A 12,915-nucleotide genomic window follows, 5' to 3' on the forward strand; every position below is an offset into this window, starting at 1 on the left:
CTGCACACCCAGGTCCAGTTCACCGGTGAGTTTGACCTCGAGAATGCGCGTCTCGATCTGCACTTGCAGCGGTGGGTTGTCGAGGCGTTTGATCGCCGATTCGATCTCTTTCCATTGCACCGGACGGGTGCGTACCAGCAGTTGGTTACTGCTTTTTTGCGCGGTGATGCGGGTGCCGGCGTCGAGGCTTTTGGTGGGGGCGCCTTCGGGGGTGTCCTGCTCGGCGCTGTCCTCTTCGGCCTGGGGTTCTTGGTCCTCGTCCTCGGCAACGGGCTGGCTGTTGCCCAGGTTGTTGCTCAGGCCACCCGGCGTGCTGCCCGAGGTGCTGTTGGTGCCGGGCGAGGACAGGGTCGCGGTGCGCAGGCCCGGGGCGACCTTGGCCGGGGTGTCGTCCTTGATCGCGCCGCTGCCGTAGATCTGCCGCAGGTACTTGGCCAGGTCGGTGGCCTTCATGTTGCGCACATCGTACACATACATTTGCGGCTCGTTGCCGCCGCCTTCGTCGATGGTGTGGATCCAGTCGCCGACTTCACTGAGGTACTGCGGCTGCGACGAGATCGCCACCACCGAGTTGGTCCGCTCGATCGGCAAAAAGCGCACCATGCCTGCCAGCGGCATGCCGCTATCGGGGCCGAACATTTTTTGCAGCTCGGGCATCAATTCCGCGACCGACGCGCGTTGCAGGCCGAACACGCCCACCGACATGCCCTTGAGCCAATCCACATCGAACGTGTCGATGGTGTCTTGGTAGTTGGCCAGTTCCTCGGGCGTACCGGCCAGGCTCAGCACATTGCGCGCCGGGTCCACCAGCAGGAAGGCATTCTCGCGGGCGAACGGCTTGAGCAGTTTCTGCATCTCGGTGGCCGAGATAAAGCGCAGCGGAAACAGTCGCGCCGAGAGGCCGTTGGACGGTTGCGACACGCGCATCTCCGGCACAAGCTTGCCCGCCACCGCCTGGTTGGCCGGCAGGATCACATAGCGGTTGCCCTGTTTGATCATCGCGTTGTCGGTCCACGACAGCAGGGTTTCCAGAATCGACAGCGCCTGCTGCTTGTTCACCGGTTTGGAGGTGGAGAAGCTGACGTTACCTTTCACACCCTGGGCGATGCTGTAGTTCTCATGCAGCAGGTCGCCCATCACGCTGTTGATCACCGCCTCGATCGGCTGGTCGGCAAAGTTGAACACGATGTCGCCACTGCCCTCCTCCTTGGCAGCCGACGCCGCTACCGGTTGACGCACGAACTGCTGGTTGCCGCGAATCAATTGGCGTTGGGGCGGCGTCTTCGCCAGCGGTTGGCCGCTGTCGAGCGGGGCTTGCTCGCTGGCCGGGTCTACGGGCGGGCGTTGCGAGCCGGTGCCCTGCATCGCCTCGTGCAGCAGGGCTTCGTCCGGGTCCAGGTGCTCGGGGAATGTTGCGCAGCCACCGAGGGAAACAGCGGTGGCCAGGCAGAACACGGTGGTGCGCAAAGCGCCGGGGAATGTATCGATCAAGGGGCGGACTCGTGAGGAAGGGTAATCGGGGGTGTAGTCGACGGCGCAGGCAAACGCAGGGCGCGCAGGCTCAGGGTCTGCGTACGGCCGTCGAGGACAAAGCGGGCTTCGCGGGGTGTCAGCTGTTCCAAGCGCCAGCCATTGGGCAGGGTCTGGTCCTGGCGGACTTTGAGCGGCGGACCGTCCGCACGTTTGAGCAGCGCCACGCGCAGGTCGCCGTCGAGGACGATCCCGGTCAGCGTCAGGCTCGACAGGCTGGAAACGGCGGCGGTGCCGACCGCACGATCAGGGCTGCGGTCAGGGCTGAACAGGGGCGCTTGCCAGGTGCCGGCGAGGCTTTCCAGGCTGGCAGTCGGGGCCACCAATATTTTCGCCGAGGCGTCGGCTCGGGCATCCGGCGCAGGTGCGGGCAACCAGTGCGGAGCATCGCCGATGCTGCTGAGGATGCCGACCATCAGCAGGCCCAACAGCCCGGCCACGCCGAGCAATACCCACTCCAGGGGGCGCAATGCATTGATCATCGGCGCACCTTCTGCGCAGCCGCCGGCTGCAGGTAACCGCGCACCAACAGATGCACCACCAGCTTGCCGGCGCCGCCACTGGCGGGCGCGTTCGGCGGGCGGCGGATGCTCATTTCATCCACGAACAGAAACGGGCGCTGGTACTCCAGCTCATGCAGGATCGCGGTCAGGGGTTCGATGGCGCACTCGAGGGTCAGGCTGACCTTGACCTGGCGATACGGCTCGGCATCGTCCTGTTCCGGGGTGATCGGCATGCGCTGGGTCAGGCTGCAACCGCCGCCGAGGCTGGCGCGGCTGTTGATCAGGTCGGCGATGCGTTGCATCAGGTCGGCCGCCACGGCGCTGGGGTCATCGCCGGGCAACAGGCTGGTGCTGCTGGCCGGGTCCTGTCGCGCCTGCTCGAGCTGTTGGCGCAGGCTGTCGCCCTGGCGCAACACGCCAGCGTAGCGTTGCTGTTGCTCGCGTAACTGCTCGGCCTGCTCGCCGATGGCACGCAGCGGGCCGGCGAACCAGCTGTCGATCAACAACCAGTAACCGGCGCCAAGCACCAGCGCCAGTGCGATCAAGGCCGCGCCACGGCGTTCACGGGGTGTCAGTGGTCGGCGCATCGGTGGCCTCCTGGTGCAGGTGGGCGCGCAAGGAGAATTGATCCTTGCCAGTTTGCGCATCGGGTTGGATCACCCCTTCGAATTGGGCGTTTTCCAGGCTGTGGCAGCCCTTGATCCGCGTAATCAGGGCACTCGCCTTGGCGCTTTGCCCGGAGAACGACACGTCGGCGCCGTCGTTGACTTCCAGTTGGTCGATCCAGGTATCGGGCGGCAGGCAGGCGGTCAGTTCACTCAGCAGCGCAGCCAGGGGCGGCTGGGCCGCCTTGCGGCGGATCAGGTACTGCGCGGCGCCACGGGTATTGAGCAGTTGCTGGCGCAGCGCCTGGACCTGCGCAACCTGGGCTTTTTGCGCGCGCACGCTTTGGTGCATGGCGTCGAGCACGCGCTGGCGGTCGTTGAGCCACAGCAGCATGGCGGCAATCAGCAAGGCGCCACACAGCCACGGCAGGCTGCGTTGCAAGCCTTTGCCCGCCGGGCGCTGACGCGGGCGCAGCGGCGTCGGCAACAGGTCGACGCCCATGGGTACGCCTGCCCCATCCGCCACATCCACGGCATGGGGCTGCAAACCCAGGGCCGCGCAGTCGCTGAGCATCTGGTCCAGGCGCTCACGCAGGATCGCCACCAGCGTCACCTGCACGTGCGTGGGCGTGCGCCGCTCCTGACGCGCGACGAAATACAGCTGGGCGGCGTCGAACGGGGTAAAGCGGTCCAGTTCATAACCGACCACCGTCGACAGGTTGCGCGCGGCGGCCGGCGGCAATTGCAGGGTTTGCACCAGCACCGCCGAGGGAGCCAGCACCAGCACCTGGCGTGCCTCGCCCGCGATCGGTTCAACGGGCACAGTCAACGGCCAGCGGTAGGTATGCACGGGGATGTCTTGCAGCGACAACCACCGCGGCAGGCAGCCACGCAACTCCTTGAGCCACAGGCGCCAGCCCAGTTGCAGCAGGCTGCCGCGCCAGCGTTGCGCAATGGGTTCGGCCAGCACCTGTAAGCGTGCGGATAAGGGTTCGTTCATTCTTGCCAACGTAAGACTCGATAAGGTTGTGCGCTGCCTTGCGCGGGGCTCAATAAGACCGTGGCTTGCAACCGGGCGTGATAGCCGCCGGGGCGCTGGGCGCGACTGTCGATCACCAGCACCTCACCGGCATCCGCCCCCACTGCGCTCTGGTGCGGCAGGTTGAGTGCGCGGCGCATCAAGGCACTGGCGAAGGCCGGATCGGGCCGGTCCAGGCCGCTCCACAGGCTGATCTCGGGCACCAGCGCGCTGTACAGCGCCTGGGTCATGCCGGGCAGTTGGCGCACTTCTTCCACCACTCGAAACGGCGCCAGGCCCTGGTTGCGGCGCACTTCCAGGTCCCGCGCGAGTTGGTTGGCCTGGGCCTGGGTGGCGCCGCAGGCCAGGGCCAGACGGGCAAAATCGCCCGGCTCTGCGCTGTTCAAGTACAACTTGCCGCGCTCACTGCGCAGGCTGACGTGCAGTTGCGCGTCGTCGAACACCAGCGGCACCTCCCGCCCAACGGCAACCCACTGCTTGCGCTGCAGCGGGTCGGCCAGCCCCTGCACGGCCAGCGCCACGCCAGCCTCGGCGGCCAGCAGCGCCTGGGTGTGCTGGCGATGCCAAGCGGCCTGGCGTGTTTCCAGTTGCACCCAACCGGCCAGGCCACCGAGCAGCAGGCTGAGCAACGCCAGCACCCACAGCACCAGCAACAGCGCGACGCCGCGCTGATGCCTGATCATTCCGGGCCCCCGCTCGACAGGTTCAAGCGCAGGGCGACCACTTGGGTCACCCACGGCACCGGGCCGTTGAGGCGCGCGGCAATCCGCACTGCCGAGGGCAAGCGTTTGGTCCACGGCCACTCGCTGATCCAGCCGGTGGCCTGGCCCTTGGGCGATACACCGCGATAGCTGAATTGCAGGTCGTCGATATTTTTCAACAACACTTGCGGCTCACTGCGCGACGCCGGGACACTGACCTGGGCCTGAGGCTCGAACCGCGCAAACGCCACCTGCAAGTCGCGCTGCGTGCCGGGACCGGCCAACTGCAAGGTGAAGCGCTGAATCCCGCCGCCGAGCACGCCCGGCAGCGTCGCGACAAACTGCATGCGCTGCGGCCCACCGGCAAAAAAGCCGTCGGTCTGGCTGTCATCCTCGGTCACGTCCAAGGGCAACGCCTCGCTGATGGAGGTGCGCAAAAATTGCTGCGCGGCACGCATTTCATCCAGGCTGACCGTGTAGCGCTGGGCCTTGAGCACCGCGCGATTGGCACCCAGCAGCGCGCCGCCGACCAGGATCAGCAACACGCCAAGCAGGCTGAGCACAATCATGATTTCGAGCAAGGTGAAGCCCTGCTGACGCGCCTTCACAAGCCAGCCCCGACGCTGGCCGCGCGCAGTTTCAAGGTGCTGAAACTGGCTTGGCGCGGGCCTTCGCTGACGGTGAGGTCAAGGCGAAACAGCTGCGCCTGGCCAATCCGGCTGGGCTGTTGGGCGATGCGCAGTTGCCAGCCAATGCCCTCCAGCTCGCCCTGGCGCGTGCCGCTCGCCAAGGGGCCTGCGCCCTCCTGATCCATCACACTCAAGGCGGCATGGGTCAGGCGGTCGCTATGGGCGACCTGCAACAACGAGCGCGCGCTCTGGCCGAACGCGACCAGCAGCACCGTGCTACAGATCGCCATCAACGTCAGCGCGGCGAGCATTTCCAAGAGGGTGAACCCGCGTTGGTGTTTCATGGCAAGGCCTTGGACTGCACGCTGCCGGTCAACCAGCCAATATCGATGCGCCAGCGCCGGCTGCCATTGGCCAATAACAGGTTGCCGCCGGTGGAGCTGCCATCGGGGTAGAACGCCACTGCCGCACCGGCCTGTTCGGCAGTGTGCAGGGTCACTTGCAACTCGGCCGGCCAATGTTTTTTCGGGCGGCCCGGGGCCTGAAAGCTGAGGCTGCGCAGATCGAACAGCGTGCTTTGCGTGGTGCCGCTGACAATCGCCCGCGCCCGCGTGCTGCGCAACGCCTCGACGATCTGCCCGACCGCCTGGCGCTCTTTGGCGGCGCGCAGGCCTTGTTGCAGGCCAACACCCACCAAGCCGGCTGCGATGCTGATCAAGACGATCACCACGAGCATTTCCAGCAGGGTAAAGCCACGTTGGGCGTTGGCCATGGTCAGGGGTTATTCCCAGTTGCCCAGGTCGGCGCTGTAGCCTTCGCCGCCGAGTTGGCCGTCCTGACCGTAGAAGATCAGGTCAAATGCGCCGTGCTCGCCCGGGAAGCGATAGCCGAACGCGTGGCCGAACGGGTCCTTGAGGTCTGACGGTTTGGCGTATGGCCCAGCCCAGCCGGCGCTGTTGGCCGGTTTGTCGACCAGTTGCTGGAGGGTCTTGGGCGGCGAACCGACGTCCAGGCCATAGCTCTCGATTTTCATGCTCAGGCTGGCCAGTTGGGCCTTGCCTGCGCCGTATTTGCCCTTGTCGACATTGCCGCCGACCTGGCGTACCACGATGGTCGCGACGATGCCTAACAGCACGATCACGGCGAGCATTTCCAGCAGGGTAAAACCGCCCTGACGGCGGGCGGACTTGAATCGGGTATGGCGCATCAGCTTGCTTCCTAGAGGGTTCATATATTGCTGGTCAGGCTCATCAGCGGCAGCATGATCGCGAGCATGATCACCGCCACCAGCACCGCCATGACCACGGTCAGCGACGGCACCAGCGCGGCAAGCAGGCGATCAATGCCGCGCTTGGCCTCGACGTCGAACACCTCGGCGACCTTGAGCAGCATGCTGTCGAGTTCGCCGGCCTGTTCGCCGACTTCAATCATTTGCAGCGCCAGATCCGGCAGCAGCGGTTGCGCGCCGAAGGCGCTGGCCAGGGTGCCGCCGCCCTTGACGGATTCGGCGGCCTGGGCGACTTGCGCTTGCAGGGCGCGGTTGGTGCAGACCTGCCGCGCGATCACCAGCGCTTGCAACAGCGCCACGCCGTTGCTCAGCAAGGTGCCCAGGGTGCGCGTCAACCGCGCTGCTTCGACACGCTGCAGCAACGGGCCGATGACCCGAATGCCCAGCACGCGGCGGTCATACCGTTCACGGCGCTGCGGATCACGCAGGCGTGCGGCCAGTGCCCAGATCATCACGATCAACCCGGCCAACACCGCCAGGCCGTAGGCGCCGAGGAATTGGCCAAGGCCCAGAATCACCTCGGTGATCAACGGAATCGGCACGCCCAGGTCCTTGAAGATCGGCACGAACTGCGGCACCACATAGGCCAGCAGCAGCGCCAGCGAGCCAAGCACGCCAACCACCAGAAAGGCCGGATAGATCAGCGCGTTGATCACTTCGCCTCTCAGTAACTGGCTGCGCTCCAGGTAATCGCTGAGCTGGCGCAGGGTGTTTTCCAGCGCCCCGCCCGCCTCGCCGGCGCGCACCATGCTCAGGTACAGCGGCGAGAACTGGCTGCCCTCTTCTTCCAGCGCTTTGGATAACGGCTGGCCGGCTTTTACCTGTTCGCGGATGCGCTCGATCAACGCGCGGGTCTGCGGCTGACCAGGCTGCTTGAGCAGGATGCCCAGCGAGCGTTCCAGCGGTTGCCCGGCGCCCAATAACGTCGCCAGTTGCTGGGTAAAACTCACCAGCGCCGCGCCGTTCAACTGGCCACGGCCAAACGCCTTGCGCAGCCCCTGGGCGCCGGCCAGATCAATCTGCAATAACAACAAACCGCGCTTGTGCAGCGCGGCGACGGCGGCGTCCTGGTCCTTGGCCTCAAGGGTGCCGTTTTGCGCCTTACCGTGGCTGTCGAGCGCGCGGTATTTGAACAGGCTCACGTGCCTTCTCCACGGGTTACGCGCAACACTTCTTCCAGTGACGTCACACCGGCCACCGCCTGGCGCAGCCCCTCTTCATGCAAGGTACGCAGGCCGCCACGGCGGGCGGCGGCTTCCAGGGTGGCAGCGTCGGCCTGGCGCATCAGCAGGCTGCGCAATTCCTCATTCATCACCAACAGTTCGGTGATTGCACTGCGGCCGTGGTAGCCGCCACCCGAGGCATCGGCACGCGGGCGATAGAGCATGATCGGGCGCTGATCGGTAAAGCGATCCAGGCCATGTTCGGCGATCAACTCGGGCGGTGCTTCGAAGGCTTCGCGCGTGGCCGGGTCGAGGCGGCGCACCAGGCGCTGCGCCAGGATCCCGTTAACGGTGGAAGCGATCAGGTAGCTCTCCACCCCCATGTCGAGCAGCCGCGTGATACTCGCCGCCGCGCTGTTGGTGTGCAGGGTCGACAGCACCAGGTGGCCGGTGAGGGAGGACTGGATGGCGATGCGGCAGGTTTCCAGGTCACGGATCTCACCGATCATGATCACGTCCGGGTCCTGACGCACGATGGAGCGCAGCGCCCCGGCAAAGTCCAGGCCGATGGCCGGCTTGACCTGGATCTGATTGATGCCTTCCAACTGGTATTCCACCGGGTCTTCGACGGTGATGATCTTGCGCTCGGCGGTGTTGAGCCGAGACAGCGCGGTGTACAGCGTGGTGGTCTTGCCCGAGCCGGTCGGGCCGGTGACCAGCAGGATGCCGTGGGGTCGTTCGAGCACTTCCAGGAAGGTTTCCAGGCGCTGGCCGTCGAACCCCAGGCTCTGGAAATCGAACTGCACGGTCTGCCGATCCAGCAAGCGCATCACCACCGACTCGCCAAAACTGGTGGGCACCGTGGACACCCGCAGGTCCAGCTCCTTGCCCTGGATGCGCAGCATGATGCGGCCGTCCTGGGGCAGGCGCCGTTCGGCAATGTCCAGGCGCGCCATGATTTTCACGCGCGAGATCACCGCTGCTGATGAACTCGACGGTGGCGCCTCGGCCTCATGCAACACGCCGTCGATGCGGTAGCGCACCTTGAGCTGGTTTTCGAACGGTTCGATATGGATATCCGAGGCGCGATGTTCCACCGCGCGCTGCAGGATCAGGTTGACCAGGCGAATCACTGGCGCTTCGGAGGCCATGTCCTTGAGGTGTTCGATGTCTTCCAGCGCACCGCCCTGCTCGTCGAGATTTTCGATCAGCGTGCCCATGGCGGAACGACCCTGGCCGTAGTAGCGCTCGATCAGCGTTTCGACTTCATTGCGCGGGCCCACGGCCAACCACACCGGTACGCCGCAGGCATAGGCCATGGCCTGGAACGGATACACCAGCGACGGGTTGGCCGCCAGCACCCGCAGGCCACCCTGGCTCCAGCCAACGGGCACCACTTGATAGTGGCGCATGAAGCGCTCGGTCAATGCCGGCAGGGGGTCGAGCAACGGCGGCGCGGCATCGGCCAACAGCAGCGGCGCCCCGAGCAGGTCAGCCCAGGCGCGGGCCAGTTCAACTTCCGACACCAGCCCAAGACGGGTGAGCAGGCCGAGTAATTCTGTGTCGCCACCCTCCTGGGACAGGCGCCGGGCGCGTTCCAGGTCCACGGTTTTCAACCCGGCGTTTTGCATCAGCCACGCGCACACCTGTTCGGTATCCGGGACGTGCATCTGGCAAGCATCGATGGGGGTTGAGGGACTGGGCATGGGTAGCTATCTGAGGGGCACTGTTCTGCAGGACTGTGGGAACCCCTTGTGGGAGGGGGCTTGCCCCCGATAGCAGTGGACCAGTTTGCGCATGTGCTGACTGATACACCGCTATCGGGGGCAAGCCCCCTCCCACAGGGGACCGCGTTTCCAAATTAGTTCGAGGTCTTCGGCGCGGCCTGGTTGCCATTCAACGGTCGGCCACCCTTGGTGGTTTCGGCTTTCTGCTTTTTCGCTGCCTTGGCGTCGTGGGTCTGGGTCAACACGGTGGAATCGGCGGCACCGGACTTGGCATCAGTGTCGGTGGCTTCAGCCGCCAGGGCGGTGCCACTCACTGCAACGCTCAACGCAAAACCAGCAGCCAACAGGGACATTTTCATAAACATTCTCCAGATAAAAAACAGCGGACAGCTCAGGTTGCACCTTGAATGCGTTCAAGACCCTACACCAAAGCGTTGTGTATGACAGCGTGTATAAAACATGGCCTTTTAGAACTACCGAGCAACGCCACTAGTTCGCCATGCCTTCACATATTTTCTTAAACCAATCGACTGGTAGGTTTAGTCTTAGTTCAAAATCGCAACGAAATATTTCTTATTTCACGCAAAAATTAGCTTTCGTTTGACTTATAACCGCAAGAATTGCCTTAATTATGCCGCTTTAGCGGTTCAAAACGCCATCGCGTGATATCGATTAGACATTACTTACAACAACAATCAATACAATTATTACACTTTTAAAACTGCGAAACCCGCCAAGTAGTTGCAATTAGCCATCGGTTAAACATTGCGATCAAGGCGAACTATTGCCCGTAAAAAAGTGACGAGCGTGCGGTGTGACGCGTGCGTTTTGGCGCCTTATTTTCAATAAACAGTTGTCGGAGAAACTCCATGAACAAACGCAAGATGATCGGCGCGCAGTCGGCATTCGCCCTGCTGGCGCTGGCCGTGTCCCAGGTGCACGCGGCCACCAGCCCGGCCCTCGATGAAGGCCGGGTGAGCCGCGCGGAAATGGCCGCGGACAAAACCCTGGCGAAAATGACCATGGAAGAAAAACTTGCCTACATCGGCGGCACCGGTGGCTGGGACGTCAAGCCGCTGACCCAGTACGGCATCCCGCAGATCCACGGTGCCGACGGCGGCGTGGGCGTGCGTTACACCAGCGAAGGCAACGCCCAGGGCGTGGTGTACCCCTCTGGTCCAAACCTGGCAGCCAGCTGGAACCCGCGCCGCGCCATCGACCTGGGCCGTGCCCTGGGCTATGACACCGCCAGCGGCGGTTATCAGTTCGTCACCGGGCCCGGCGTGAACCTGTACCGCATGCCGTACAGCGGCCGCGCATTCGAGTATTTGTCCGGTGAAGACCCGTTCCTCGGCGCTAGCCTGGGGCCAGCGGTCATCAACGGCATCCAGTCGCGCGGCGTGTGGGCCAACGCCAAGCATTTCGCGGCCAACGACCAGGAAAGCAACCGCTTCCACCTCGATGAAATTATCAGCGAACGCGTGCTGCGCGAGATGACCTTGCCGCCCTTCGAGTCAGCCTCGAAGAACAGCAAAGTGGCGATGATGATGTGCGCGTTCCAAAAGGTGAACGGCGAGTTCGCCTGCCAGAACAAGCACCTGATGCGCGACATCCTGAAAACCGAATGGGGCTACCCAGGCTTCGTCCAGAGCGACTACAACGCCGTGGTCGACGGCTTGCCGGCGGCACAGGCGGGCACCGACCTGGACATGATGGGCTACCAGATGAACAGCACGGTGCTCAAGCCGTACCTGGACAGTGGCGAGCTGAGCAGCGCAACCATCGATGACAAGGTGCGCCGCATCCTCAAGCAGATCTACCTGTACAAGTTCGACAGCAAGGCCCCGCTGACCAGCCACAACATGAACAGCGCCACCAGTAACCGCGTCGCGCTGAATGCCGCGCGCGAAGGCATCGTGCTGCTCAAGAACCAGAACAGCCTGCTGCCGCTGGACGCGAAGAAGGTCAAGCGCATCGCCGTGGTCGGTACCCTGGCCAAGTACGCGCCGCCTACCGGTTTCGGCAGCGCCAACGTGATGGCCGCCAACTACATCAGTGAGCTGAGCGGCCTGCAGCAACTGGCGCCGGGGGCCAAGGTCGAGTTCATCGACGGGCTGTCACTTGACCCAGCCACCTCCGTGTGGACCCACGCCGACAGCAATGGCAACAGCGTTAAAGGCCTGAAGACCGAGTTCTTCAGCAACACCAACTGGTCCGGTGACCCGGCTGCCAGCCGCACCGATACGCATGTCGACCTCGACTGGTCCACCGACAGCCTGCCGGTAAACGGCGACACCGCCGCCACGTCGATCCGCTACAGCGGCCAGATCACCCCGACCGTCAGCGGCGAACAGGTGTTCAAGATCCGCGCCGACGGTGCGGTGCGCCTCTACGTCAACGGCAAGAAAGTCCTCGACAACGGCGACGGCAAGCCGCTGCCGAACAACAGCATTCCGCCGACCATTCCGGTGTTTGCCAAGGTCAATCTTGAAGCCGGTAAACCGGTCGACATCAAGCTTGAATACTCGCGCCGCAATGGCTACCTCTCGACCATGGGCGGCCTGGTGGGCGTGCAGATGAGCTGGGCGTCGTTGGTGGCCCCGCAGGACCTGGCCCAGTACGACGCCGTGCTGGTGGCAGCCGGCAACAGCAACGAATACGAAGGCGAAGGCTTCGACCACAGCTTCGATCTGCCGGAGTACCAGAACCTGCTGATCCAGAGCATCGCCAAGGTCAACCCGAACACCGTGGTCACCCTGCACGGCGGCACGGGCTTGAAGATGAGCGACTGGATCGACCAGGTGCCGGCCGCGCTGCATGCGTTCTACCCTGGGCAGAACGGCGGCCAGGCCCTGGCGGAGATCCTGCTGGGCAAGGTCAACCCGTCGGCCAAGCTGCCGATCAGCATCGAGCGCAACATCGAAGACAACCCGATCTACGCGACTTTCCCCAAGTTCGACAATCAGGAAACCCTGAGCGAGATGAGCTACAAGGACGACCTGTTCCTGGGCTATCGCGGCTACGAGAAGAAGGGCATCAAGCCGCTGTATCCGTTCGGCTATGGCTTGTCGTACACCACCTTCGGCTACAGCAACATCAGCGTCAGCCCGGGCGTGGCCGTGGCCGGTGCGCCGATCAAGGTATCGTTCGACCTGTCCAACACCGGCAAGGTGGCCGGGGCTGAAGTTGCCGAGTTGTACGTGGGCCAGAACAACCCGAAAGTCGAACGCGCGATCAAGGAACTCAAGGGCTACAAGAAGGTGTTCTTGAAACCCGGCGAGAGCAAGCGCGTGACCATCGAGCTGAACGACCGCTCGCTGGCCTACTACGACGTGGCCAGCAAGCAATGGGTGGTGGATGCCGATAGCTTCAACCTGTCGGTGGGCGCGTCCTCCCAGGACATCCGCCTGAACGCCAAGCTGGTCAACCCGTTCCGCCAGGAACTGTCGACCACCACCAGCAACCCGTTGCCGCGCTCGGCGCTGAACTCGACGCTGCGTGAGCTGCCACAGGTGAAGACCGGTGGCGTGCTGCACCAGAACGAAGGGGACAGCGGCACCAGCGACGGTGATGGCTATGACATGAGCGATGACACCACCCAAGGCAGCGCTGCCGGTAACTGACGGGTAAAAGAGGGGCTTTGTGTGGGAGCGGGCTTGCTCGCGAAAGCGGTAGATCAGTTAAAGATGCATCACTGACACACCGCATTCGCGAGCAAGCCCGCTCCCAC

General features: G+C 64.0%; 13 protein-coding genes. 1 reads left to right on the plus strand and 12 read right to left on the minus strand.

From position 1 onward, the window contains the following. From GIW02_RS14855 to GIW02_RS14910, 12 genes are all read right to left on the minus strand, one after another. The coding region (locus GIW02_RS14855; protein WP_236421918.1) for a secretin N-terminal domain-containing protein at positions 1-1,491 on the minus strand (1,491 nt) is incomplete at its 3' end. Next, positions 1,488-2,012, minus strand: a complete 525-nt coding sequence (locus GIW02_RS14860; RefSeq protein ID WP_236415317.1) for a general secretion pathway protein GspN — start codon at positions 2,010-2,012, stop codon at positions 1,488-1,490. The genes GIW02_RS14855 and GIW02_RS14860, both read right to left, overlap by 4 nt. Beyond that, the gene (gspM, locus tag GIW02_RS14865; RefSeq protein WP_236415319.1) at positions 2,009-2,620 is read right to left on the minus strand and encodes a type II secretion system protein GspM; all 612 of its coding nucleotides are present in this window, start codon (positions 2,618-2,620) and stop codon (positions 2,009-2,011) included. The genes GIW02_RS14860 and gspM overlap by 4 nt, the downstream gene beginning before the upstream one ends. Then, positions 2,595-3,638: a PilN domain-containing protein gene (locus GIW02_RS14870; protein ID WP_236415321.1), complete on the minus strand. Its 1,044-nt coding sequence runs from the start codon at positions 3,636-3,638 to the stop codon at positions 2,595-2,597. The genes gspM and GIW02_RS14870 overlap by 26 nt, the downstream gene beginning before the upstream one ends. After that, positions 3,635-4,360, minus strand: a complete 726-nt coding sequence (locus tag GIW02_RS14875; RefSeq protein ID WP_236415323.1) for a type II secretion system protein GspK — start codon at positions 4,358-4,360, stop codon at positions 3,635-3,637. The genes GIW02_RS14870 and GIW02_RS14875 overlap by 4 nt, the downstream gene beginning before the upstream one ends. Beyond that, positions 4,357-4,986 carry a prepilin-type N-terminal cleavage/methylation domain-containing protein gene (locus GIW02_RS14880; protein ID WP_236415325.1) on the minus strand — a complete coding sequence of 210 codons (630 nt, stop codon included), beginning with the start codon at positions 4,984-4,986 and terminating at the stop codon, positions 4,357-4,359. Before GIW02_RS14880 ends, GIW02_RS14875 begins: the two co-directional genes overlap by 4 nt. Next, complete coding sequence (locus tag GIW02_RS14885; RefSeq protein ID WP_236415327.1) at positions 4,983-5,351, minus strand: prepilin-type N-terminal cleavage/methylation domain-containing protein; 369 nt, start codon at positions 5,349-5,351, stop codon at positions 4,983-4,985. The genes GIW02_RS14880 and GIW02_RS14885 overlap by 4 nt, the downstream gene beginning before the upstream one ends. After that, entirely contained in the window at positions 5,348-5,779 is a 432-nt protein-coding gene (locus tag GIW02_RS14890) for a GspH/FimT family pseudopilin (RefSeq protein WP_236415329.1), read from the minus strand. The genes GIW02_RS14885 and GIW02_RS14890 overlap by 4 nt, the downstream gene beginning before the upstream one ends. A gap of 9 nt (positions 5,780-5,788) precedes the next feature. Continuing rightward, a complete protein-coding gene (gene gspG / locus GIW02_RS14895; protein WP_236415331.1) occupies positions 5,789-6,214 on the minus strand; it encodes a type II secretion system major pseudopilin GspG in 426 nt (141 codons plus the stop codon). Positions 6,215-6,234: 20 nt separating this feature from the next. Then, positions 6,235-7,437: a type II secretion system inner membrane protein GspF gene (gene gspF / locus GIW02_RS14900; RefSeq protein ID WP_236415334.1), complete on the minus strand. Its 1,203-nt coding sequence runs from the start codon at positions 7,435-7,437 to the stop codon at positions 6,235-6,237. After that, positions 7,434-9,164, minus strand: a complete 1,731-nt coding sequence (gene gspE / locus GIW02_RS14905) for a type II secretion system ATPase GspE (RefSeq protein ID WP_236415337.1) — start codon at positions 9,162-9,164, stop codon at positions 7,434-7,436. Before gspE ends, gspF begins: the two co-directional genes overlap by 4 nt. Before the next feature lie 155 nt (positions 9,165-9,319). Continuing rightward, positions 9,320-9,544, minus strand: a complete 225-nt coding sequence (locus GIW02_RS14910; RefSeq protein WP_236415339.1) for a hypothetical protein — start codon at positions 9,542-9,544, stop codon at positions 9,320-9,322. A 510-nt stretch (positions 9,545-10,054) separates the two neighbouring features. Here GIW02_RS14910 and GIW02_RS14915 point away from each other — a divergent pair. Further along, on the plus strand, positions 10,055-12,808 hold the full coding sequence (locus GIW02_RS14915; RefSeq protein ID WP_236415341.1) for a glycoside hydrolase family 3 C-terminal domain-containing protein: 2,754 nt from the start codon (positions 10,055-10,057) through the stop codon (positions 12,806-12,808). Positions 12,809-12,915 lie beyond the last annotated feature (107 nt).

This window comes from Pseudomonas syringae, assembly GCF_021606685.1.
Lineage (GTDB): Bacteria > Pseudomonadota > Gammaproteobacteria > Pseudomonadales > Pseudomonadaceae > Aquipseudomonas > Aquipseudomonas syringae_R.

Excerpts from the sequence above, each read along its gene's own strand:
- GIW02_RS14860 (WP_236415317.1), bottom strand. The coding sequence starts at position 2,012 with ATGATCAATGCATTGCGCCCCCTGGAGTGGGTATTGCTCGGCGTGGCC.
- gspM (WP_236415319.1), bottom strand. The coding sequence starts at position 2,620 with ATGCGCCGACCACTGACACCCCGTGAACGCCGTGGCGCGGCCTTGATC.
- GIW02_RS14870 (WP_236415321.1), bottom strand. The coding sequence starts at position 3,638 with ATGAACGAACCCTTATCCGCACGCTTACAGGTGCTGGCCGAACCCATT.
- GIW02_RS14875 (WP_236415323.1), bottom strand. The coding sequence starts at position 4,360 with ATGATCAGGCATCAGCGCGGCGTCGCGCTGTTGCTGGTGCTGTGGGTG.
- GIW02_RS14885 (WP_236415327.1), bottom strand. The coding sequence starts at position 5,351 with ATGAAACACCAACGCGGGTTCACCCTCTTGGAAATGCTCGCCGCGCTG.
- GIW02_RS14890 (WP_236415329.1), bottom strand. The coding sequence starts at position 5,779 with ATGGCCAACGCCCAACGTGGCTTTACCCTGCTGGAAATGCTCGTGGTG.
- gspG (WP_236415331.1), bottom strand. The coding sequence starts at position 6,214 with ATGCGCCATACCCGATTCAAGTCCGCCCGCCGTCAGGGCGGTTTTACC.
- gspE (WP_236415337.1), bottom strand. The coding sequence starts at position 9,164 with ATGCCCAGTCCCTCAACCCCCATCGATGCTTGCCAGATGCACGTCCCG.
- GIW02_RS14910 (WP_236415339.1), bottom strand. The coding sequence starts at position 9,544 with ATGAAAATGTCCCTGTTGGCTGCTGGTTTTGCGTTGAGCGTTGCAGTG.
- GIW02_RS14915 (WP_236415341.1), top strand. The coding sequence starts at position 10,055 with ATGAACAAACGCAAGATGATCGGCGCGCAGTCGGCATTCGCCCTGCTG.